Genomic DNA, 22,202 nt, shown 5'->3' with positions numbered 1-22,202 from the left:
GTGGGAGAAAACCCTCCCGGCCCGCCGATGGTTCGCCGGCCGTACCCCTCGTCGTGAGCGCCGAGGTTGGCAACCGTGAAGACCTTAGATTATGGTCGCCATCTAAAGACGTACATCCACTGAGGGAAGAAGACGACCATGTCCACACAGAAGACCGGCACGGCACTCGTCACCGGCGCGACCGCAGGTCTGGGCGCCGCCTACGCCGAGGAACTGGCGGCGCGGGGGCACGACCTGCTGCTCGTCGCTCGCGACCAGGCGCGGCTGGAATCTTCCGCAGCCGGCCTCGCGCAGCGTTTCGGCGTCGAGGTTTCGGCGCTGAGCGCCGACCTGGCCACGCCGAAGGGCATGCGGAGCGTCGAGGACCGCCTGGCGGCGGACTCCTCGATCGACATGCTGGTGAACAACGCCGGCAGCGCGCTGTTCGGCCCGCTGTCCGCGGCGGACCCGGACCGGCTGGAGTGGCTGGTCACGTTCAACCTGACCTCCGTCACCCGGCTGGCGGCCGCCGCCGCGAAGGCGTTCGCCGGCCGGGGCTCGGGCACGATCGTCAACGTTTCGTCCGCCCTCGCCCTCAACATCCTGCCCGTGGGCGCGGTGTACAGCGGGACGAAGGCCTACGTGATCGCGTTCACCCAGGCCCTGGCGCAGGAATTCGCCGGATCCGGCGTCCGGGTGCAGGTGGTGGTGCCGGGAGCGCTGGAGACGGCGATCTGGGACGGCTCGGGCATCGAACTCGACCAGTTGCCCAAGGAGGCCGTCATGGCACCCCGCGACGCCGCGCGGGCCGCGCTCGCAGGTCTCGACGCCGGCGAGCTGGTCACGATTCCCTCGCTGCCGGAGTACGCCAGGTGGGAGGAGTACGAGAAGGCCCGCCAGGGACTCATCCCGGGCCTGTCCCTCACGCACCCCGCCGAACGCTACGCCCGCTGACAGCGGGGCACGCACGCTCTTCGCCAGGACCGGAGGCCAACCGCCGCCGGCTGGCGGCGGGCCGGGCCACGAGTTCAGGACGCCGTATGAACCGGCCGCGGGGCCTGGGCCTGCGGGGCGCCCTGCGAACACGGCGTACGCGCCGCTTTGGGACGTCGAGCGGGTCAGGACACCGAGGTGGCGTGCACGTCAGCGGGTTTCCGGTTGACCGGTGTCGGCGGCCCTCGCCGCCGCGGCACGCGCGGCCTGCAGGATCTGCTCCGACAAAGGCGTGCCCGCGGTGGCACGGGCGAGAAGTATGCCGCCGACGAGCGTGGCGTAGGCGGCCAAGCCGGCGTCCCCGGGCGCGATCCACTCAGCGAGCTCCTGGACGCCCTTGGCGTAGGTCTCCCTGTGCTCGGGCTCACGCGCGACGTCGCCCGCGAAACCGGCTCCGGGACAACCCGTGCCGGGGTTGTCGCGATGCTCGACGGAGAAGTAGGACTCGAGCAGCGACTGCCACGCCTCCTGATGCCCTCCGGCCTCGTGGTCCAGAGCCATGAGGTCGTGCAGGTTGTCGGCGAAAGCCTTGGCGGTCGCTTCGTCGACGAGAGCGGCTTTGGAGGCGAACTGCTTGTAGAAGCCGCCTTGAGTAAGTCCGATCGACTTCATCACATCCGCGATGCCGACCTTGACCACACCCTCCTCACGGAACAGCTGAGAGGCCGCGGCCACCACTCGCTCTCGGTTGGCCTTCGCTTCCGCTTGCGAGACGCGACTCATTCATCCCCTCCATATGCCGGCTGTCCGCCCCGTCGCGGCCCGTCACAACGACCAGCGGCGCAGCGCCCCGGCCTTGAGATTATGCCTGTCGTCTATCGCCTGTCACAGCTCCCTGTCGGCGGAACCCGGTGTCAGGCGAGGCCGGGGAGCAGCAGGCCTGTCGCGTCGTCCCCTCAGAGGCCGGACGTGCGCCAAGTGCCGCCGGTCGCGGTGACGGCGAAGGCCTCGTAGCCGTCCAGCTCTTCCACCCACTCCCTCGCGGCGCCGCCCATGGCGAAGGCAGCCGTGGCGTACGCGTCGGCGAGGGTGAGGTCCGGCCCGATCACCGTCACCGAGGCCAGCTCGGTGGCGGGTCTGCCGGTGTGGGGGTCGATGACGTGCGCCCCGCGTTCCGCCGTGCCCGAGGTGGCGACGGCGAGGTCGTTGCCCGTCACGACGGCGGCCAGGTCTCCCGGGCGGAGCGGGTGAGCGACGCCGACCCGCCAGGAACGGCCTGGGCCCGCCGAGCCGGACAGCCGCACGTCCCCGCCGCCGTTCACGCAGTGGTCCGGCGCGCCCGCATCGCGGAGCATGGCGGAGGCCCGTTCGACCGCCCATCCCTTGACGAGGGCCGAAGGGTCGAGCCGGCCCCCGGGGTAGGCGGTGAAGTATCCCCGGGACCGGTCGCTCACCGATTCGCACATGCGGAGAACGTCGGCCACCTCCGGCGGGCAGTCGGCCAGGGCGATCTCACCCCGGCCCAGCCGGCTGACCGGGCTGTCCGGCTTGTAGGTCGAGAAGACCGCGTCGACGTGGTGCAGCCAGGCCACCGCCTCCGTCACGGAGGTTCCGGCGTCGTCGTGGCGTCCGCCGGAGTGACGTACGTCGAAGGAGAAAACGGTGCCCATCACGTGCTCGACATGGCGTGTCAAAGGCCGGCCTTGTCGAGCGCGCTCTGCAGGGAGCGGATGTACCCGTCGCTGGTGTAGGTGGCGCCGGAGACCGTGTCGATCTGGGCGGACCGCGCCGACAGCGCCTCCTCGTTCAGGATCGGCAGCGCCTCGTTGTTGATCGATATGTCGCGGCGGTTGTTGGCGGGGGCCACCGGCACCCTGATCCCGGCCAGCTTCCCGCCGGAGATCACGATCTGCACCTGCACCGGGCCCCAGCGAGTGTCGGCGGGATCGCCGGTGACGATCTTCTCGCCGCCGGTGGCGCCCGCCGCGGCGCCCTGCCCGGTCCACTCCGACCCGGAACCGGAGGAACCCGAGGAGTCCGGGGAGCCCTCGCCGAAGCGGTCCCCGTCGCCGGACTCGTCGTCGCGGCCGAAGAACCCGTCGTCCTGGCCCTGCTCGCCGTCCTGTTCGCCGCCCTGGGCGCGGTCGCCGGCGTCCGCGTCCCCGCCCTGGGTGACGGCGGCCGGACGCTCGGCCAGCGAGGTCACCTCGTGCGGTTTGAAGGACAGCAGCAGCACGAGACCGACGGCGGTCGCGAGCACGGCCAGAATGGCTCTGCGCATGAAACTCCCATCAAGGGCGATCAGAATTCGAACGATTCGTGGTGGATGTGGCGCTTGGGCACCCCGGCGGCCCGGAGGGCGGCGGTGACGGCGCTCGTCATCTCGGCCGGCCCGCAGACGTACGCCTCGTGACCGGTCAGATCGGGCACCAGCCCGGCGAGCGTCGCGGGCGTGAACGGGTCGCCGATCACGGTCCGGGGGCCGACGCAGTAGTGCAGGGTAGCGCCGCGCGCCGTGGCGATCTCCTCGAGCTCGGCGCGGAACACCAGGTGCCGTTCGTCGCGCGCACGGTACAGGAGGGTCAGGTCGCCGGGGGCGGCCGGCACCGACTCGAACAGCGCGCGCAGCGGCGTGATGCCGACGCCGCCCGCGACGAGCAGCACCTTGCGCGCCCGGCCCCCGCCCGCGGTGAACGCGCCGTACGGGCCCTCGGCGAGCACCCGGGTGCCGGGCCGCAGGCCGGAGAGAGAGCGGCTCTGGTCGCCCAGGTCCTTCACCGTGATCCGCATCTCGCCCGCGCGGGGCGGGGCGGACAGCGAGTACGGGTTGGGGGACCACCACAGGTCCCTGGTCAGGAACCGCCAGCGGAAGAACTGGCCGGGCTCGGCCCGCAGCCGGCCCAGGCGCCGCCCGGTCACGTACACGGAGACCACCCCCGGAGCCTCCGGCACCACCCGGGAGACCCTCAGGCGGTGCCGTACGGCCAGCCGTACGGGCGTGAGGAAGCGATACCACACGATCAGCGCCGCGACGCCCCAGTAGAGGACGTACCAGGAGGTGCGGGCGACCGGGGCCACGGCGAACTCCGCGCCCGTGGCGAGCTGGTGCCCGAAGGCCAGCCACGCGGCCAGGTAGGTGTAGAAGTGCAGGTGGAACCACGTCTCGTAGCGCAGCTTCGGACGGATCCTGCGGGCGGAGACGACGCCGACGCCCACCAGGAGCAGCAGCGCGACGGTGGCCTTCAGCACGTCGGGATAGGTGAGGTTCAGCGTCACCGTCTCGCTCACCACGTCGGTGCGGTCGGTCAGCGCGTAGCCCCAGATGGTCAGCAGCATGTGCGCCACCGCCAGGCCGACGACGTAGCGTCCGCCCATCGAGTGCCACCGGGCGAGCCGGTCGGAGCCGACGCCGCGCTCCAGCGCGGGTACCCGGGCCATCAGCGCCAGCAGCACGGCGATCGCGTACCCGGCGAGCAGCCCGGTGATGCGGCCCGCGTTCGTCAGCCAGCCGTCGAATCCCGCGACGCTCGGCGTGTTCGCCCACCACATGCCGACGACCGCGACCACGCCCACGGCGATGAGCGCCAGGACGGCCACGGGGCGGGCGCGCACGCTCCGTCGCGGCGGACGCGCGTGCCCGGTCGTCACCGCCGCCCCCGGGAACGTGGTGGTCACGGTTGCCTCCTCGTCGTCATCACGCGCCTCACCGTGCCAACGAAACCTCTTGGTTTCCTATGAACCGGGGCATTTGCGGACCATTCATAGGATTCTCTGAGGCGGCTCACAGGGTAGGCCCGGTGAGCGGGGAGGACCCTGTAGGCATCATGCGTAAGACTTCGAACGACCGGCCCGGCCTGGTCCGCTCCGACGGAAATCCCGTACGCGTCCTCGTGGTCGACGACGAACCCGACCTCGTCGAGGTCCTCGCCGCGGTGCTCAAGTACGAGGGGTGGGAGGTGCGCACGGCGGGCGACGGGACGTCGGCCGTGCGGGAGGCACGGGAGTTCCAGCCCGACGCGGTGCTGCTGGACGTGATGCTGCCCGACTTCGACGGGCTGGAGGTGCTGCGCCGCCTGCGCGCCGAGGCCCCGGACGTGTGCGTGCTGTTCCTCACCGCGCGCGACGCGGTGGAGGACCGTATCGCGGGCATCACGGCGGGCGGGGACGACTACGTGACCAAGCCGTTCAGCCTGGAGGAGGTGCTCGCCCGGCTGCGCGGGCTGCTGCGCCGCGCAGGCATGGCGCGCAGCGCCGAGGGCGACCGGCTGACGGTGGGCGACCTGGCGATGGACGAGGACGCCCGCGAGGTGACCCGGGACGGGGAGCTGGTCGAGCTCACGCCGACCGAGTTCGAGTTGCTGCGCTTCCTCATGCGCAACCCCCGGCGTGTGCTGAGCAAGGCCCAGATCCTCGACCGGGTCTGGTCGTACGACTTCGGCGGGCAGGCGCACGTGGTCGAGCTGTACATCAGCTACCTGCGCAAGAAGATCGACGCCGGCCGCAGGCCGCTGATCCACACGGTGCGGGGCGTGGGATACGTCCTGCGGCCGTGATGGCGCCGCTGTGACCGGCTCGCCGCCCCGGGCGGCGCCGCCCCGGGCGGCGCCGGCCCGGGCAGTGCCGCGACAGAAGCCGCCGCGCACGCGCCGCCTTCTTCGCCCGGTGCCGACGACGTTGCGGGCCCGCCTGGTGGTGGGCACGCTGGTGCTGCTCGTGCTGGCCTGCGCGGCGGCCGGGGCGGCCTCCTCCCTCCTGCTCGAACGGTTCATGATCGAACGGCTGGACCAGCAACTGTCCGTGACGGCCGGGCGGTTCGCGGCGAGCCTGGCCCACGAGGAGCGCGAGCACGGGTATCCGCGCGATCCGGGCGGCGAGCGCGGGGACTCGCGCGGGCAGGCGCCCGGCACCTTGGGCGTGCTGATGCGGGACGGCCAGGTGGGGACGCCCGCCGTGGTGGGCCGGGCCGACCCGGTGCTGTCGGCGGCGGACCGGAAGGCGCTGGCCGCCGTCCGGGCCGACGGGCTCGGGCACACGGTGGATCTGTCCTCGGGCGGACTCGACGACTATCGGGTGATGGCCGTGGGGGACGACGACGGCGAGCTTCTCATCACCGGCCTGCCGCTGGACGACGTGCGCACCACCGTGCAGCGGCTGCAGATCGCCGAGATCGGGGTGTTCGCCGTCGTCGTGCTGGTGACGGGGATCGCCGGGGCCGTCTGGGTGAGGCTGTCGCTGCGCCCACTGGACCGGGTCGCCGCCACGGCCCGGCGTGTGGCCCGCCTGCCGCTCGCCGACGGAGAGGTGGCGCTGCCCGAGGGGGTGCCCGACGAGGATCCCCGCACCGAGATCGGCCAGGTGGGGGAGGCGTTCAACCGCATGCTCGGCCACGTGGGACGGGCCCTTGCCCAGCGCCACGCCAGCGAGCAGCGGATGCGCACCTTCGCCGCCGACGCCAGCCACGAACTGCGCACCCCGATCGCCACCGTCCGCGCCCACGTCCAGCTCGCCCGGCGCGACGAGGAGGCCGTCCCCGACGGCGTGCGGCACGCCCTGGAACGCATCGACGCCGAGTCGGCCCGCATGGGCACGCTCGTGGACGATCTGTTGCTGCTGACCCGGCTCGACGCCGGCCGCCCGCTGGCACGCGAGGAGGTCGACCTCACCCGCCTGGCCATCGACGCCACCGGCGACGCCCGCGCCTACGGGCCCGACCACCGCTGGAGGCTCGACCTGCCCGAGGAGCCGGTCACCGTGCCCGGGGACCCGGACCGGCTCCACCAGGTGGTGGCCAACCTGCTGGGCAACGCCCGCGCGCACACCCCTCCCGGCACGACCGTGACCGTGGCCCTGCGCGTGCCCGGCCCGGACAAGGCGGAGCTGACCGTTGCCGACGACGGCCCCGGCATCCCCGGAGACCTGCAGGGCGAGATCTTCGAACGGTTCGTCCGCGCCGACAAGGCCCGCACCCGGGCCTCGGGCGGCAGCGGCCTGGGCCTCGCGATCGTCAGGGCGGTGGTGGCCGCCCACGGCGGCACCGTCGACGTCGAGAGCCGTCCCGGCCGCACGGCGTTCCGCGTGCTGCTGCCCGCGGGTTCTGCCGCGCCGGACAAGGCTCTGTGATCGATCCTTACCCGTGATGATCGGTTCCGGTAAGGTCGCCCCGTCCGGCACGGGAGGGGGACATGGCGGGATTACGGGCGCTTCGTACCGACGATCCGCGGCAGGTGGGCCTTTACCGGCTGGTCGGCCTGCTCGGTGAGGGCGGCCAGGGGACCGTGTACCAGGGCCTGGCCCCGGCCGGCGAGCCCGTGGCGGTGAAACTACTGCACGCGCGCTTCGCCGGGGACGACCGGGCGCGGGCGCGGTTCGCGGCCGAGCTGGATCACGCGCGCAGGGTCGCCGCGTTCTGCACGGCGCGGGTGCTGGACGCCGACGTGGCGGGGGATCGCCCCTACATCGTGTCGGAGTTCGTCTCGGGGCCGTCGCTGGGAGAGGTGATCGCCTCGGGCGGGCCGGTGACGGGCGGTGCGCTGGAGCGGCTCGCGATCGCGACGGTGACCGCCCTGGCGGCGATCCACGAGGCGGGGGTGGTGCACCGGGATTTCAAGCCCGGCAACGTCATCATGGGGACCGACGGGCCGCGAGTGATCGATTTCGGGATCGCGCGGGCGCTGGACGCCACCGGCACCGTGTCCAGCGCCGTCGTGGGCACCCCCGCCTACATGGCGCCCGAGCAGATCGCCGGGCATGCGGTCGGTCCCGCCGCCGACGTGTTCGCCTGGGCCTGCACGATCGCCTACGCCGCGAACGGGGCAACCCCCTTCGGGCAGGACTCCATCCCCGCCGTCATGAACCGCATCCTGCACGCCGACCCCGACCTGGGCCCCCTCGACGGCGGACTGACCGGCCCGATGCGCGAGATCATCACCGCCTGTCTGGCCAAGGACCCCGCCCGCCGCCCCACCGCCCGGGACATCCTGCTCCGCCTCCTCGGCGCCGGCCACCCCGCCGACACCCTGCTCGCGGAAGGCGCCCGCGCCGCCGGCCCGCCCGCGGCCGATCCCGGTCTCGGTCTTGCGGCCGATCCCGGTCCCGGTGCCACTCCGCCGCCGTACGACGGGGAGCGGTCCTCCGACGCTCCGCCGCGCACGCTCCCGCTGTCCGCCACGCCCCCGGCCGCCGGCGCGCGGCCCGCGTCCCCGGTGCTCGGCGCGCCGCCGAGGGTCGTCGCTGCCGTGCTGGCGCTGGGCGGGATCACGGTGCTTGTGGACAGCACCGTGATGGGGATCGCCATGCCCATGATCTCTCGGGAGTTGCACGCGTCGTACGTGGACGCGCAGTGGTTGATCACCGCCTACCTGCTGGCCGCGACGATGGTCATTCCCGTCACCGGGTGGCTGGCCCGGCGCTTCGGCGCGTCGGCGGTGTGGATCATCGCGCTCGTCCTGTCGCTGGCCGGCTCGGCCCTGTGCGGGCTGGCCTGGTCGTTCGGCGCCCTCGTCGCGTTCCGGGCGGTGCAGGGACTCGGCGGCGGGATGATCTTCCCGCTGAGCCGCATCCTCGTCGCCGAGGTCGCCGGCAGCGAGCGGCGCGGCGGGGCGGCGGCCCTGGTCGCGGCGGCCGTCCAGGCGGGGCCCATCGCCGGGCCCGTCGTCGCGGGCGTGGTCGTCGACACGTTGTCCTGGCGGTGGATCTTCTTCCTCGCCGTCCCCCTGCTGCTGCTGACGAGCATTCTGTCGGCCCTGCTCCTGCCCTTCGCGGGGGTGGCGGCCCGATCCGCCCAGCTCCGCGTGGCGGACCCGCGCCTGTTCCGCGACCGTGCGTTCGCCGCCTCGGCCGCCGTGTCGCTGCTCCACCACTTCGCGCTCTTCGCCGCTGCGTTCCTGGTGCCGCTGTACTTCCAGATCGCCGGCGGCCTGTCGCCCCGGCAGGCCGGGTGGTTGTTCGCCGCTCAGGGGGTGGGCACCCTCGTCGCGGTGCTCCCCGCCCGGTGGCTCGCCGGCGTCTGGCGCAACCCCCGCCTGCTGGTCCTCGCCGGTCTCGCCCTGGTCGCGGCCGGCACGCTCCCCTTCGCGCTCGATTCGGCGCACACGGGGTCTTCGGTGCTGGTCGCGGCACTGTTCGTCCGCGGTCTCGGGCTGGCGTTCGTCGGCACGCCCCTGATGGCGAGCCTCTGCCATTCGCTGCCGGAGGCGCGGATCCCGGCGGCGACGACGGCCGACGCCATGGGCGCCCGGGCCGGCGGCGCGGTGGGGACGGCGCTGATCGCCGTGGTGCTGGGATGGGCCACCGTGCCCGGCATCGCGGACCCGGGCTCGGGATTTCCCCCGGCGTTCTGGGCGATTCTGGTGGCCGTCGCACTCACCGTGGTCCCCGCCCTGACGCTGCCGGCGGGCGGCGCCCGCCGGGCGCACACGTGATCTCAACCCTATTGGGGAGGTCGCTGTCAAGGGGGGCGCTGTGAAACATATGTTGCATATGAGGAATACTTAGGCGTTGGGGGGGCAGGGGGGTCTTTCTGAGCGGAGGTCCCTCCGCGACAAGAGAGGTGTGCAATGACCGCGACCGCTACCGAGCGCCGCACAAGTGACGAACTTCCTCACCCGTGGCCGGATGACCGCTACGAGGTCAGATGCGACAGGGAGAGCCCGTTCGCCGGTAGTCGTGACCGTTACCACTACGCCAAGAACGCCGTGGAGTCGGCGAAGGCGCTGGAGCGAGCGGGACTGGCCCGCCGTGTCGTGGTCGTCAGGCTGGCGGACGAGACCGTCATCTACGACCGTGTGGGCGATGTGAACCTGCCTCCGGAGTCGTGGTGATCCGGCATGACACGGAGTGATATGTCTGGTCGCGTTTGGCGCATATAACGCAGAAAGACGATCCCCCGGGAGTGTGTCCCGGGGGATCGTCTGTGTCCGGACCGGCCTGTTCCGGGGTCGTCGCCCCGGCGGCCGGAGGTCGGGTCCTCGCGTGAGGCCCGCGCCGCGCGATCCCCTCGCGGGCACCCGCCGGCTACGCGGGCGTGCAGGTCACGTCGGGGGCCTTCCCGCCGCCCAGGCGGGCGGCGAAGCCGAAGACGGTCGAGCCGCCGATCGGCAGGTTGCCGTTGTAGCTCTCGTTGCCGAACGCGTACGAGCCGACGGTGCCGACCACCGGGAGGGCGACGGCACCCCACACCTGGGTGATGACGCTGCCGTCGGTGTAGCGCCACGACACACGCCAGCCCTTGAGAGCCCACGACCCGGTGTTGGTCACCGTGACCTGCCCGAGCGAGGGGGCGTCCCTCGTTCCCGGCCACTCGCTGGTGACCGTGTAGCTCGCCGTGCAGCCGATCGAGTCCGCGGCCGCGGGGACGGCCGTGATCCCCGCGGTCGCCAGGACCAGGCCTGCCGCGGCGATCATCTTCCTGATCATTGATCTCTCCCTTTCTCGGCGCTGACGTGGATGCCCGCCTCCCCCAGAGAGGGGTCCGTCTGGGGAAGGCGGGCGACTGGGGCGAGCCCGGGAACGCGGGCTACGCGGGAGTGCAGGTCACGGACGACGGGACGGTGTCCGAGCCGGTGCCGGTGAAGCCGAAGTTCGTGGTGGCGCCGGAGCTCAGGTTGCCGTTCCAGGACAGGTTCTTCACCGTGACGTTCGATCCGCTCTGGCTGACCGTGCCGCTCCAGAGCTGGGAGATGGTCTGGCCGCTCGGGAACGACCAGGCCACCGTCCAGCCGGAGACGGCCGAGGCGCCGGAGTTGCGTACGGTGACGTCCGCCTGGAAGCCGCCCTGCCACGAGTTGATGACCTTGTACGTCGCGGTGCACGCCTTGCCGGTCACCGGCGACGGGCTGGGCGACGGCGACGGCGAGACGGACGGGCTGGGCGACGGAGAAGGCGACGGGGACGGGGACGGGGACGCCGACGGCGAGGCCGACGGGCTGGGCGACGGGGAGGGGGACGCGGACGGAGAGACCGAGGGGCTGGGCGACGGGGACGGCTCGGTCCCGGGCGCGTTGCCCCAGATCTTGGTCGATCCCGAGTACAGCGTCATGTTCTGCACCGTCACCGGCGTGGACGGCGTGGTGGACACCCCGGTGTACGACCAGTCGTTCGACGGGTCCCACGAACCGGAGCTGGCGATGCGGAACTGCACCTCACGCCGCGACTCCGACTGTCCCTGCGGCGCGATGACCTGGCCGGAGCAGTCGATCGTGACGTAGTAGACCTTGCCGGAGAACTGCGTGGGCCCGGTCGGCGGCTTGCACTGGTTGTAGTTGGCCGTCAGCGTGATCTGGCTCGGCGTGGTGTCGCCGTCCAGGGTGAAGTAGTAGCGGAACGAACCGTCGCTCAGCGCGCGGGCGGGCCAGGCCGAGTGGTTGTAGACCAGCGTCTTGATCTCGGTGAAGTTCTGGCCGGTGGCGTTGAGCGCGGCCTGGAGGTAGATCTCCGGGCCGTCGGGGGTCTCTGCGACGGGGAAGTTCGCCAGCGGCGTGCCGCCGTACTCCTTGTACAGCCGGACCAGCGCGCTGGTGAAGCCGGCGTTGTAGTCGGTGGCGACCTCGTTCATCGTGTAGTCGGCGCGGCTGTCGGTGTAGGAGTCGTCGGCCGACTTGGGGCCGCCGACCAGCGCGCCGTAGAGGATGTGCCGGCTCTGCGCCGGCTCGCCGTTCAGGTTGTTGGTCCAGGTGCCGTGCGCGGTGCGGTGGTGCGGGTTGCGTGGCGGGTTGTTCCCGAAGCCGATCTCGTACGACGACTTGCGCGGGTTGTCGCCGAGCGCGTAGTTGATCTGCCGCACGGCGAAGTCGTGGTAGCGGGCCTTGCGCGTGGTGTCGGTCAGCCCGTCGCTGTAGTAGAGCGCGACGAACGCGGTGTTGGCGGCGTAGCGGAGCGAGCCCCACGAGTCGAGCACCGCCTGGCCGCCGGGGGAGTAGTTCACCTTCTGCCCGTTGACGCCGACCGTCCAGAAGTCGAGCCACCGGTTCGCGTCGTCGGCGTACTGCTGCTTGCCTGTCAGCTTGGCCAGCAGCGCGTAGCAGCCGTACGACTTGTCGTCCCAGGCGATCGTCCACTTGTACGACTTGGTGGACGACTGCGGCTCGGTGCCGAGGTTGGCGTAGTACGACTCGGCCTTGGCGAGGTAGGAGGAGTCCTGGGTGGCGCGGTAGAGCCAGATGGCGCCCCACACCAGCTCGTCGTTGTAGCCGCTCCAGGACTTGTAGAAGTTGGCCGCATCGGTGATGCAGTCGCTGTACTTGCCGCGCACGGTGTCGGCGAACGAGTACAGCTGCTTGGCGTGGGTGAGAAGCTTGTCGGCGTACGACGGGTCGGTGGGCCGGAAGACGATCGAGGAGGCCGCCATCGCGGCCGCCGTCTCCCCGGCCAGGTCGGCTCCGCCGCACGAGGAGTCGATCTTGTATGAGGGCCTGCTCATCGGCAGCACCTCGGCCGCCCCCCACCAGGCGTGGTCGGGGTTGCCGCTGCCGACCTGGCCGTAGAGGACGTTGGCGGAGGGGTGCGCCTTGATGAAGTAGTCGTTGACGAAGCGCAGGCTGTTGAGCAGGTAGGTGAGCTGCCCGGACGAGGCGTAGGCGTCGCGGTAGTCCACCGCGCCCCACGCGAGCATCGTCGTGCTGAACGCCATCGGCAGGCCGAACTTGACGTGGTCGCCGGCGTCGTACCAGCCGCCGGTCAGGTCCAGGCCCACATCCTTGCCGTCGTTGAGCGCCGAGTCGCCGCGCCAGGTGACGCGGTTGGTGGACGGCAGTGTGCCGGACTGCTGGGCCTCGTAGAAGAAGAGCGACTTCTGCAGCGCCTCGCCGTAGTTGAACCCGGGGGCGGCGGAAGCCGACTGGGGAACCGCGGCCGGGACGACCGCGGTGGAGATGATCAGCGCCGCAAGTGCAGGGAACGTACGCCGCATGGGGATGAGCCTCACAGAGGTGGGGGGTCGGGGGCGCGGCGGCGGGTCAGGCACCGCCGCGCCCCGGCTTACTCGGTCGTGTCCCGCGGGGACACGTCCTTGGGGTGCGGTGAAGGGTCAGGCGACACCGCACCCCGGCTTACGGGGCGTGCTCAGCCGTTGGGGAAGAGCAGGCCGTACTGTCCGAGCGCGGTGGCCACATCGGTCTGCGCCCAGAAGCGGTGGTAGTGGAAGACCGGAGCCGATCCACCGTTCAGGTACGACTGGACCTTCGGCCAGTCCGGGTCGTTCTTGTACCAGGACCGGATGGAGATGAAGGTCGAGTTGCTGTTGATCGGGTCGCCGTTCGGCATCTTGCCGGTCCAGCCGGACGGCACGTAGATCGGGTCGTCGAGGCGGTTGTAGTCCGTCTTGGTCTCGGCGACCGACACGCCCTTGGAGTCCTGGTTGTTCTTCCAGATGCCGTCGAGCAGCGCCTTCGCGGTGCTCTTGGCCTGGGCGTTGCCCGACTTGGCCGCGTAGAACATCAGGGTCTTGGCGTACGAACCGGCCACGCCGATGTCGTCGGTGTAGTCGGCGATGGTCACGTGCAGGCCGGAGTTGGCCGGCGGCATCCCGGTGCCGCTGAAGCTGGCGTCCGGCTGGCCGGTCCAGTGCAGCGTCGACGGGATCTGGAAGGTGCCGTCGGAGTTCACCGTGGTGCCGGACAGCGCCCAGGCGACCCACTTGTCGAGGATGCCCTTGGCGTCGGCGTTGCCCGTGGCGTAGTAGTACTCCGCCACGCGCTCCATCGACCACGCCTGGAAGCCGAACCACTGGTTCGACGGCGGGTCGTGGTAGACCGGCTCCCAGTCATAGGCCATGCCGAAGAACTTCGGCAGGCCCGACGGCGGGGAGGCGTAGTGGCCCTCCCAGCTGTTGGTCGCGCCACCGGCGATGGCGCCCTCGGCCGACTGCAGCCACTTGTAGAACTGCAGCTGGCGGGTGAGGCTGGTCGACCAGTCGGTGACCGCGGTCGCGCCCTTGGGCTTCAGCGCGTTGACGTTCGACAGCGCCCAGGCCGCCATCGGGTTCTGGTAGCCGCCGTGGTTGTGGCTGGAGCCGATGCGCCAGGCCCAGCCGGCCGACGTGTCGGTCGCGCCGCCCCAGGCGTAGTACCAGGACAGCAGGTAGTTCGACGAGTTCTTGCCGGAGCCCGCCGGGCAGGAGGTGCTGGTGCAGCCCGCCTGCTTGAAGTACTTGTCGTACATCGCGTAGCGCAGGTAGTCGCCCATCTTCGCGGCGTTGGCCACGGAGGTGGAGATCTGCGACTGCTTGTTCTGCTCGGTCGCCCAGGTCAGCGCCCAGTAGGCGGCCTGGACGGCGCGGGCGTCGGCGTCCGGCGCGTTGGTGTACTTCCACTGCTTCGCGTACGACGCGTCACCCGTGAACAGGTCGAGGTACCCGTTCGGGCCGCCGAACTTGAAGGTGTCGCACGACGGCTGCGGGATGGTCTCGAAGACCGACTCCTCGGGCCCGCGCTGGTAGGTGTTGATGTACGCCGGCTTGGTGGTGCCGTCGCCGCAGCGGCCGTAGCCGTAGGTGTTGTCGACGTCCAGCAGCCAGTGCATGCCGTAGATGTCGGAGGTGCCGTAGGCGGACTTCAGCTCGCCCGCGATCGGGTCGCTGCCGACGCTGACGCCGCTGTCGAGCCTGGACGGGTACTGGCTGATGTCGTTCCACTCACCCGCGTACGTCGCCGGCTTGCTGGCGTCGTACTTGTCGTTGGTGGGCTGGTCGTTGTGCGACGGGATGATGTACTTCTCCATCGTCGTCCACGCGGTGTTGAACTTCGACCAGTCACCGGTGATCTTGCCGTACATCGCCTCCAGCCACAGGTAGTAGCTGAACGCCTCGGACGTCGTCTCGTGGCCCTGGTCGGGAGCCTCCACGAGCAGCGTCTCGACCGAGTGGTACGGCACGCCCTGGGGTGAGAAGTACCCGTTGGCCGGGTCGTGGATCTTGTTGTACATCGTCATGAAGTTGTTGATGTACTGGTTGGTCCCCGGCGAGGGGCTCGCCGACGGCGACGCGGACGGCGACGCCGAGGGAGAGGCGGAGGGCGAGGCCGACGGCGAGGCGGACGGGCTGGCCGACGGGCTCGGGGAGGGGCTGGGCGATCGGCTCGGCGAGGGGCTCGGCGAGGGACTGACGGTCGCCCCACAGGTCACGCCGTTGATGGAGAACGAGGCGGGCTTGTTGTTGCTGCCGGACCACGTTCCCTGGAACCCGATGTTGGTCGTCGCGCCGGTGCCGAGGTTCCCGTTCCACGACATGCTCGTGGCCGTGACGGCGGAGCCGCTCTGGCTCCAGTTCGCCGACCAGCCGTTCGACAGCTGCTGCCCGTTGGGGAAGTTGAACCGGAGCGTCCAACTGCTGACCGGGTCGCCCAGGTTCTTGATGTCCAGGCTGGCCGTGAAACCGCCTGATCCGGAACCCCAGGAGTTGAGCGCGTACTGGACGTCGCAGGACACGGCGGCGGACGCAGGGGTCTGCGCCAGCCCGACGAGGAGGCCGCCCGACACGGAGGCGGCCGCCAGCAGGGCGAGCCGTCTCCGCGATCGTGGGAGCGCTCCCGTACTCAGAGCTCTCGTTCGCATTTGAGGAGGGTCTCCAAAGGGGATTGGGGGTGGGAGCATCGGGTGGAGAAACGCCAGGTAGCGCATTTCGTGACCGATGCGGGCAAGGGTGGATCTGAACCGATACGATGGGAGCGCTCCCACCTCAGGATTGTGGATTGGGCCCCCGGTATGTCAATGACGGGTTGCCGACGCCTCACGCGGCCGTCCCATCGGACGGTGAGCCGGGGCCCCTTGCTGGCCTTTTGCCCGCCTCTGACAGATGTGGCGCTAATTCATAACTGAAACTTTCATGTGTAACAGCCTGGCCGTTCACCCCGCCGGGGCCCGTGGTTAGGGCTCTCGGCTGCGGGTAGGCGCTTCCCAACCCTGGAAGGGAGGCAGGCCATGACCATCCAGAAGGAGTCGCTGTCCACGGGCGAACTCGTGCGCCGGCTGTCCGAGGACGTCTCCCGGCTGATCCGCGACGAGCTGCGGCTGGCGCGGCTGGAGATGACTCGGAAGGGCAAACGCGCGGGCATGGGCGCGGGCCTGCTCGGCGCCGCGGGTCTCATCGCGTTCTACGGCGGAGGCGCCCTCGTGGCCACGGCGATCCTGGCGCTCGCGCTCGTGCTGCCGGCCTGGGCCAGCGCCCTGATCATAGGCGCCGCGCTGCTGGCGCTCGCCGGACTGCTCGCCCTGGTGGGCAAGGAGCAGGTGTCCCGCGCGACGCCGCCCACTCCCGACGAGGCGATGCGCAGCCTCAAAGCAGACATCGACGTCATGAAGGAGAGTGCGCGCAGATGACCGAGACCGAACCCGGAGCGGCCCGGCCGAGCGCCGGGACCGTGGGTGTGCACAATCAGGACGTGTCCGAGCCGGTCACCGAGACGGAGTCGCTGAACGCCGTACGGCAGTCGCGGCCCGGACCCGAGCCCGTCGCCGCGGCCCGGGACACCGAGACCAGGGGCGAGGGCGAGGGGAAGAAGGGCCACGACGAGATCGCCGAGGTCCGCCAGGAGATCGAGCGGACCCGCGACCATCTCGGCGACACGATCGAGGCGCTGGCCGCCAAGGCCGACGTGAAGGCGCGGGCGCAGGAGCGCGTGCACGCGACCACCGCGGCGGCGCGGGCCAGGGTGGCCGGTGTCACCGGACGCGTGCGCGAGGCCACGCCGCAGCCGCTGCGCGGAGCCGCGGGCAGGGTCGGCGAGGAGGCGAAGCGTCGTCCCGGCATGATCGCCGCCGCCGGAGCCGCGGGCACCGCGCTGCTGCTGCTGCGCCGGATCACCCGGAGCCAGGGCCGCGGGACGAGGCCCGGTATACCCGGCATGTTCCAGAAGCCGGGCGTCTCCGGCAAGGCCGGCACGTCACGGATGCGCGGCTTCGGCGGAGCCCGCACGGGCAGGGGGATGTTCGGCGCCTCCGGCAAGATCGGGAAGACGCGCGGCGGATCGCGGCCGTTCGGTTCCCGCATGTTCGGCGCCAGGAGCAGGTTCGGCGGCATGGGCCCGCTCGGCGGCAAGGGCGCGTTCGGCGGGAAGAGGACGCGCGGCGGCATGAGCATGTTCGGCCGCAAGAGCATGGCTCGCGGGATGGGCGTGTTCGGCCGCAAGAACAGGCCCGGCGGGACGGGGATGCTCGGCATGCTCGGCCGGTCCCGGGTGTTCGGCGGCCGCCGGATGTTCTCGCAGCCACGTCGCCCGTTCATGCGGAGGTTCGCGCACCGATGACCGACCCCGAGGACGAGCGGGGGCCGCTGGAGAGGCTGTCGCGCCGCGACTGGATAGGAGTCGTCAAGCGCACGGCCAAGGAGTTCAAGGAGGACAACGTCCCCGACTGGGCGGCCTCGCTGACGTACTACGCCGTCCTCTCGATCTTCCCCGGGCTCATCGTGCTGGTGTCGATACTCGGCCTGCTGGGGCAGAGCGCCACCGGCCCGCTGCTCGGGAACATCAAGTCGCTGACGCCGGGGCCGGTCCAGCAGATGCTGCAGACCGGCCTCGCCAACGTCCAGCAGCACCAGGGCACCGCCGGCGTCTTCGCGATCACGGGCCTGCTGTTCGCGCTGTGGGCGGCCTCCGGCTACATCGGGGCGTTCATCCGGGCGAGCAACGCGATCTTCGACATCCGCGAGGGCCGTCCGTTCTGGAAGGTGACCCCGCTCCGGGTGGGGCTGACACTCCTGCTGGTCATCCTGATGGCGGCCTCCGTGCTGGCCGTCACCTTCACCGGCCGCCTCGCCGAGATCGCGGGGAACCTGCTCGGTGTCGGGCCCGCCGCGGTCACCGTCTGGAGCATCGTGAAGTGGCCGGTCCTCGTGCTGCTCGCGGGGGGCATGATCACCCTGCTCTACTACGCCGCGCCCAACGTCCGCCAGCCCGGCGTGCGGTGGCTCAGCCCCGGCAGCCTGCTCGCCGTCGTGGCCTGGGTCGTGGTGTCCGCCGGATTCGGGCTGTACGTCGCGCGGTTCGGCTCCTACAACAAGACCTACGGCACGCTCGCGGCCGTGGTCGTCTTCCTCGTCTGGCTGTGGCTGTCGAACATCGTCATCCTCAGCGGCGCGGAACTCGACGCCGAGCTCCAGCGCGGGCGCAGGATCGCCGCAGGCGAGTCCCCCGCGGAGCCGTACGTCGACCCCCGCGATCCCCCGAAGAACCCCGGGCCCGCGGAGGGCCTGAGCGAGGCGCCGGAGACACGGCGCGAAGCGCGCCAGGAGGCCGACGCCCCCTGATACAGACGTGCTGAGACCGGCGCGGGCCACTGGCGGCGGCCGTGCATCCGGGAAGAGGAATTCGGAACGCCGCCGCTTTGCCGGAACTCGACCGCCGCACCAGGCCGCACCAGGCCGCACCAGGCCGCACCAGGGCCGCGGGACACACGCACGGGGGACGGGTCCGCGAACGGCGTCCGCGGGCCGGCCCCGCCCCGCGCCGAGCTGATCCAGAATAGTCTTCTGGTGTGACGGTCCATGAAGCCCGCCTCGGGCGCTACTACGAGGACTTCGTGGTCGGCGACGTCTACCAGCACCCGCTCGGCCGGACGATCAGCGAGGCCGACAACACCTGGTTCACGCTGCTGACGATGAACACCAACCAGAACCACTTCAACGCGCACTTCGCCGCCCGGGCTCCGGTCGGGAAGATCATCGTGAACTCGGGGCTCTCGGTGGCGGTCGTGCTCGGGTTGTCGGTCATCGACGTCAGCCAGACGGCCATGATGAACCTCGGCTGGGACGAGATCCGGCTGACCCATCCGGTCTTCGTGGGCGACACCCTGTACGCCGAGTCGATCGTGGTGGACAAGCGTGAATCGCGGTCCCGGCCGTACGCCGGCATCGTCACCTGCCGCACGCGGGGCCTGAACCAGGACGGGGACGAGGTGATGTCGTGGCGGCGCGCGGTGATGGTCTACAAGCGCGACGCGCCTCATGACAAGGGGTATTTCCCGCGTGCCAAGACCGGCCCGATGGAGGCGTAGTGGACTTCGAGCTGAACGAGGAGCAGCGGCTGTTCCGGCGCACGCTGCGGGAGTTCGTGGACAAGGAGATCGTCCCCGTCGCCTCCGAGTGGGAGCGCGCCGGGCGCTATCCGGAGGAGATCGTCCGGCGGTTCGCGCAACTGGGACTGTTCGGCATCACCGTCCCGGAGGAGTACGGCGGGCTCGACCTCGACCGGGTGTCGTTCGCCCTCGTCTTCGAGGAGATCGCCCGGGGCTGGATGGGCGTGGCCGGGATCCTCGGCTCCCACTCCCTGTCGACCTGGATGATCGCCAGATACGGCACGGACGAGCAGCGCCGCCACTACCTGCCCGACCTGGCCACCGGCGCCCGCCGCACCGGGATCGCGCTGACCGAGCCGGGCGCGGGCACCGACCTGCAGGGCATCGCCACCCGGGCGGTCCGCGACGGCGACCACTACGTCGTCACCGGGACCAAGACGTGGATCACCAACGCGCGGCACGCCGACCCGCTGCCCGTCCTGGTGAAGACCTCGATCGAAACGCCCGCCCATCGAGGGATGTCGGTGCTGCTGGTGGACGCCGGCAGCGAGGGCCTGACCGTCAGCCGCGACCTGCCCAAGCTGGGCTACAAGGGCACCGAGACGTGCGAGGTCGTCCTCGATGGCGTGCGCGTGCCGGCGTCGCGGCTGCTCGGCGGCACCGAGGGGCGCGGCATGCAGCAGGTGCTCTCCGCGCTCGAACTCGGCCGTCTCAACATCGCCGCCCGCGCGGTCGGCGTCGCGCAGTGCGCCTACGACGCGGCGCTGGGCTACGCCCGCGAACGGCACGCGTTCGGGCAGCCCATCGCCGATTTCCAGGCGATCCAGCTCAAGCTGGCCGACATGGCGACCGAGATCCAGGCGGCCAGGCTCATGACGTACTGGGCCGCCGTGCGCTCGGAGGCGGGACCGGTGCGCAGCGAGGCCGCGATGGCGAAGTACTTCGCCTCCGAGGTGGCGCTCAGGGCGACCCTGGAGGCGATGCGTGTCCACGGCGGCTACGGCTACTCGCAGGAGTTCGTGGTCGAGCGTCTCTATCGGGACGCGCCGCTCATGGCGATCGGGGAGGGCACCAACGACGTGCAGCGGCTGATCATCGCCAGGGCCCTCGTCGAGGGCGACGCCACGGTCGGCTGGTGACCGTGGACGGCTGCGTGTTCTGCGAGATCGCGGCGGGGGAGCGGCCCGCCCACGTGGTGCTGGACGACGAGGTCGCGGCGGCCTTCCTCGACACCCGGCCGGTGTTCAAGGGGCACGTGCTCGTCGTGCCGCGCGGGCACGTCGAGACCCTGCCGGACCTTCCGGCGGAGGAGGTCGGGCCGTTCTTCGCCCGGGTCCAGGCGGTCGCGCGGGCGGTCGAGGCGGGCGCCGGCGCGGCCGGCACGTTCGTCGCGATGAACAACCGGATCAGCCAGAGCGTGCCCCACCTGCACGTCCACGTCGTGCCGCGCAACCGCAAGGACGGCCTGCGCGGCTTCTTCTGGCCCCGGGTCAAGTACGACGGCGACGCCGAGATCGAGGACTACGCCGCCCGCATCCGCGCCGCACTGGACGAGCCTGCCGGGGACGGCCCCGGTGAAACGGCACCCGGACCGCCCTGACGACGCCGGAGACGAGCGGGAAAGCCACCCCGCCCCCCGACCACGCCCGCTCCGAATCTACAACGTAAAGGTGCCCCCATGGACTTCCTCCGCACTCCCGACGAGCGCTTCGCGGGCCTCCCCGCCTTCCCCTATGAACCCCGCTACGCCGAGGTGACCGGCGGCGCCCGGATGGCGTACGTCGAGGCGGGCCCGGCGGACGGACCGCCGGTGCTGCTGCTGCACGGGGAGCCGAGCTGGTCGTTCCTCTACCGGCACGTGATGGCCGTGCTGGCCGAGGCGGGCTGCCGGGCCGTCGCCCCCGACCTGGTCGGCTTCGGCCGGTCGGACAAGCCGTCCCGCCCGGAGGACCACACGTACGCCCGGCACGTGGAGTGGGTGCGCTCGCTCGCCTTCGACGCGCTCGACCTGCGCGGGGTGACGCTGGTCGGCCAGGACTGGGGCGGGCTGATCGGGCTGCGGCTCGTCGCCGAGCACACCGGCCGCTTCGCCAGGGTCGTCGCCGCCAACACCGGCCTGCCGACCGGCGACATCCCGATGCCCGAGGTGTGGCACCGCTTCCGGGAGGCCGTCGAGAAGGCACCCGTGCTCGACATCGCCCGGTTCATCCAGTCGGGGTGCGTCACCGAGCTGCCCGAGCCCGTACGGCGGGCCTACGACGCGCCGTTCCCCTCGGAGGAGTTCAAGGCGGGACCGCGGGCGATGCCGGGCCTGGTGCCGATCACCCCCGACGACCCGGCCGCCCCCGCCAACCGCGCGGCCTGGCAGACCCTCGTCACCCTCGACCTGCCGTTCCTCGTCGCGTTCTCCGACCGCGACCCCATCACCGGCGGGATGGCGCCGATCCTGAAGAAGTCCATGCGCGGCGCGGCCGGGCTCGACCACCCCGTCATCGCCGGCGCCGGTCACTTCCTGCAGGAGGACGCGGGGCGCGAGCTGGGCGAGGCCGTCGCAGCCTTCGTCCGTGAGATGGCTGCCCGGTAGGTCCGGCGAGCGGAGGACGGCCGCGCGGCCTCACGCGCCGGCCGTCCCGAGCCCGGTCTGCTGCCGCCCCGCCCCGGCACGCCGGTTGGTGCGCGAACAGCCGGTTTTGATTCGTGTCGGTGTGCGCAACAGGACATCAAAGCGCCGTGTCGGCTGAATGGTGACCGGATCGGCTGACGCGGCCGCCGCTCGCCGGCTGCCGGCCCGAACCACGCCCCATGTCCATCGGCAGCAGGAGGAAGCACATGAAGAACGGCGCAGGCCCTTCGCCGAGAACGGTACGAGTGGCCGCACTTGCCGGAGCGTTGCTCCTCGGTCCCGCCGCGGTCGTCGCCACGGCCTCACCCGCGATGGCCGCTGCGACGGCGGCCCCGGTCGTCACGAGTTGCAGCAATCCGAGCCGCAAGGTCGACATCGTGGACTCGCGTGGATTCCATACGTGCTTCGCCGGTACCGGTTACCTCGGATATCGGATCAACGGTGTGGCCGCGGTCAGGTCCCTCGACTGGGGCTGGATGGTGATGTACCTCCGCGGCTCGACCGACGGCTGGTACGAGGATCTCCGCGGCGACGGCAAGTGGTACTACTACCCGGCCAACCACGACATCACTCAGATCTGCGTCCACTGCTGAAACCGCGCGCACCACGGCGGAACACCGCGTTTCGGCCCGCCGGGTTCGCCCCGGCGGACCGGGCGCGTCGT

Annotated in this window: 20 protein-coding genes; 13 read left to right on the top strand and 7 right to left on the bottom strand. The window is 71.3% G+C overall.

Going from position 1 to position 22,202, the window contains the following annotated elements; translation table 11 throughout:
• Nucleotides 1–138: 138 nt before the first annotated feature.
• A complete protein-coding gene (locus tag ACIBK1_RS09125; protein ID WP_363537672.1) occupies nucleotides 139–933 on the top strand; it encodes an SDR family NAD(P)-dependent oxidoreductase in 795 nt (264 codons plus the stop codon).
• A 189-nt stretch (nucleotides 934–1,122) separates the two neighbouring features.
• Here the strand turns inward: ACIBK1_RS09125 and ACIBK1_RS09120 are convergent, their stop codons facing one another.
• The 4 genes from ACIBK1_RS09120 to ACIBK1_RS09105 all read right to left on the bottom strand — a co-directional run bounded on the left by ACIBK1_RS09120 (nucleotide 1,123) and on the right by ACIBK1_RS09105 (nucleotide 4,587).
• A complete protein-coding gene (locus ACIBK1_RS09120) occupies nucleotides 1,123–1,695 on the bottom strand; it encodes a TetR/AcrR family transcriptional regulator (RefSeq protein ID WP_357320611.1) in 573 nt (190 codons plus the stop codon).
• A 173-nt stretch (nucleotides 1,696–1,868) separates the two neighbouring features.
• Nucleotides 1,869–2,582: an FAD:protein FMN transferase gene (locus ACIBK1_RS09115; RefSeq protein WP_030505236.1), complete on the bottom strand. Its 714-nt coding sequence runs from the start codon at nucleotides 2,580–2,582 to the stop codon at nucleotides 1,869–1,871.
• Nucleotides 2,583–2,602: 20 nt separating this feature from the next.
• The gene (locus ACIBK1_RS09110; protein WP_030505235.1) at nucleotides 2,603–3,193 is read right to left on the bottom strand and encodes an FMN-binding protein; all 591 of its coding nucleotides are present in this window, start codon (nucleotides 3,191–3,193) and stop codon (nucleotides 2,603–2,605) included.
• A 20-nt stretch (nucleotides 3,194–3,213) separates the two neighbouring features.
• Nucleotides 3,214–4,587 (bottom strand): ferredoxin reductase family protein, encoded by a 1,374-nt coding sequence (locus ACIBK1_RS09105; RefSeq protein ID WP_030505234.1) that lies wholly within the window; start codon nucleotides 4,585–4,587, stop codon nucleotides 3,214–3,216.
• Nucleotides 4,588–4,736: 149 nt separating this feature from the next.
• On the opposite strand from ACIBK1_RS09105, the gene ACIBK1_RS09100 reads away from it, so the two are divergent.
• The 4 genes from ACIBK1_RS09100 (at nucleotide 4,737) to ACIBK1_RS09085 (ending at nucleotide 9,731) form a co-directional block, all read left to right on the top strand.
• The gene (locus tag ACIBK1_RS09100; RefSeq protein ID WP_030505233.1) at nucleotides 4,737–5,465 is read left to right on the top strand and encodes a response regulator transcription factor; all 729 of its coding nucleotides are present in this window, start codon (nucleotides 4,737–4,739) and stop codon (nucleotides 5,463–5,465) included.
• 109 nt (nucleotides 5,466–5,574) lie between these two features.
• Nucleotides 5,575–7,032: a sensor histidine kinase gene (locus tag ACIBK1_RS09095; RefSeq protein WP_030505232.1), complete on the top strand. Its 1,458-nt coding sequence runs from the start codon at nucleotides 5,575–5,577 to the stop codon at nucleotides 7,030–7,032.
• A gap of 62 nt (nucleotides 7,033–7,094) precedes the next feature.
• Nucleotides 7,095–9,332 carry a bifunctional serine/threonine protein kinase/MFS transporter gene (locus tag ACIBK1_RS09090; RefSeq protein WP_396733595.1) on the top strand — a complete coding sequence of 746 codons (2,238 nt, stop codon included), beginning with the start codon at nucleotides 7,095–7,097 and terminating at the stop codon, nucleotides 9,330–9,332.
• Between the two features lie 135 nt (nucleotides 9,333–9,467).
• Nucleotides 9,468–9,731 (top strand): hypothetical protein, encoded by a 264-nt coding sequence (locus ACIBK1_RS09085; protein ID WP_030505230.1) that lies wholly within the window; start codon nucleotides 9,468–9,470, stop codon nucleotides 9,729–9,731.
• Between the two features lie 193 nt (nucleotides 9,732–9,924).
• Here the strand turns inward: ACIBK1_RS09085 and ACIBK1_RS09080 are convergent, their stop codons facing one another.
• The 3 genes from ACIBK1_RS09080 to ACIBK1_RS09060 all read right to left on the bottom strand — a co-directional run bounded on the left by ACIBK1_RS09080 (nucleotide 9,925) and on the right by ACIBK1_RS09060 (nucleotide 15,456).
• Nucleotides 9,925–10,326 (bottom strand): cellulose binding domain-containing protein, encoded by a 402-nt coding sequence (locus tag ACIBK1_RS09080; RefSeq protein ID WP_030505229.1) that lies wholly within the window; start codon nucleotides 10,324–10,326, stop codon nucleotides 9,925–9,927.
• A 100-nt stretch (nucleotides 10,327–10,426) separates the two neighbouring features.
• The gene (locus tag ACIBK1_RS09065; RefSeq protein WP_449566879.1) at nucleotides 10,427–12,817 is read right to left on the bottom strand and encodes a glycoside hydrolase family 9 protein; all 2,391 of its coding nucleotides are present in this window, start codon (nucleotides 12,815–12,817) and stop codon (nucleotides 10,427–10,429) included.
• A 152-nt stretch (nucleotides 12,818–12,969) separates the two neighbouring features.
• A complete protein-coding gene (locus ACIBK1_RS09060; protein WP_030505227.1) occupies nucleotides 12,970–15,456 on the bottom strand; it encodes a glycoside hydrolase family 48 protein in 2,487 nt (828 codons plus the stop codon).
• 366 nt (nucleotides 15,457–15,822) lie between these two features.
• Here ACIBK1_RS09060 and ACIBK1_RS09055 point away from each other — a divergent pair, with 366 nt between their 5' ends.
• The 8 genes from ACIBK1_RS09055 to ACIBK1_RS09020 all read left to right on the top strand — a co-directional run bounded on the left by ACIBK1_RS09055 (nucleotide 15,823) and on the right by ACIBK1_RS09020 (nucleotide 22,131).
• Nucleotides 15,823–16,221 (top strand): phage holin family protein, encoded by a 399-nt coding sequence (locus ACIBK1_RS09055; RefSeq protein ID WP_030505226.1) that lies wholly within the window; start codon nucleotides 15,823–15,825, stop codon nucleotides 16,219–16,221.
• Entirely contained in the window at nucleotides 16,218–17,147 is a 930-nt protein-coding gene (locus ACIBK1_RS09050) for a DUF3618 domain-containing protein (RefSeq protein ID WP_396733590.1), read from the top strand. The genes ACIBK1_RS09055 and ACIBK1_RS09050 overlap by 4 nt, the downstream gene beginning before the upstream one ends.
• Nucleotides 17,144–18,148 carry a YihY/virulence factor BrkB family protein gene (locus ACIBK1_RS09045; RefSeq protein WP_051761108.1) on the top strand — a complete coding sequence of 335 codons (1,005 nt, stop codon included), beginning with the start codon at nucleotides 17,144–17,146 and terminating at the stop codon, nucleotides 18,146–18,148. The genes ACIBK1_RS09050 and ACIBK1_RS09045 overlap by 4 nt, the downstream gene beginning before the upstream one ends.
• 227 nt (nucleotides 18,149–18,375) lie before the next feature.
• Complete coding sequence (locus ACIBK1_RS09040; RefSeq protein ID WP_363531754.1) at nucleotides 18,376–18,894, top strand: MaoC family dehydratase; 519 nt, start codon at nucleotides 18,376–18,378, stop codon at nucleotides 18,892–18,894.
• Nucleotides 18,894–20,054, top strand: coding sequence for an acyl-CoA dehydrogenase family protein (locus tag ACIBK1_RS09035; protein ID WP_357317256.1), 1,161 nt, complete (start codon nucleotides 18,894–18,896; stop codon nucleotides 20,052–20,054). The genes ACIBK1_RS09040 and ACIBK1_RS09035 overlap by 1 nt, the downstream gene beginning before the upstream one ends.
• Nucleotides 20,051–20,515 carry an HIT family protein gene (locus ACIBK1_RS09030; RefSeq protein WP_331281149.1) on the top strand — a complete coding sequence of 155 codons (465 nt, stop codon included), beginning with the start codon at nucleotides 20,051–20,053 and terminating at the stop codon, nucleotides 20,513–20,515. The genes ACIBK1_RS09035 and ACIBK1_RS09030 overlap by 4 nt, the downstream gene beginning before the upstream one ends.
• A gap of 78 nt (nucleotides 20,516–20,593) precedes the next feature.
• Entirely contained in the window at nucleotides 20,594–21,499 is a 906-nt protein-coding gene (locus ACIBK1_RS09025; RefSeq protein WP_030505221.1) for a haloalkane dehalogenase, read from the top strand.
• A 245-nt stretch (nucleotides 21,500–21,744) separates the two neighbouring features.
• Nucleotides 21,745–22,131, top strand: a complete 387-nt coding sequence (locus tag ACIBK1_RS09020; RefSeq protein WP_396733586.1) for a hypothetical protein — start codon at nucleotides 21,745–21,747, stop codon at nucleotides 22,129–22,131.
• Nucleotides 22,132–22,202 lie beyond the last annotated feature (71 nt).

Source organism: Microbispora rosea, from assembly GCF_044460045.1.
Lineage (GTDB): Bacteria > Actinomycetota > Actinomycetes > Streptosporangiales > Streptosporangiaceae > Microbispora > Microbispora rosea.
Note: the sequence above shows the minus strand (reverse complement) of the source record. Positions and strands in the feature narration are given on the sequence as shown.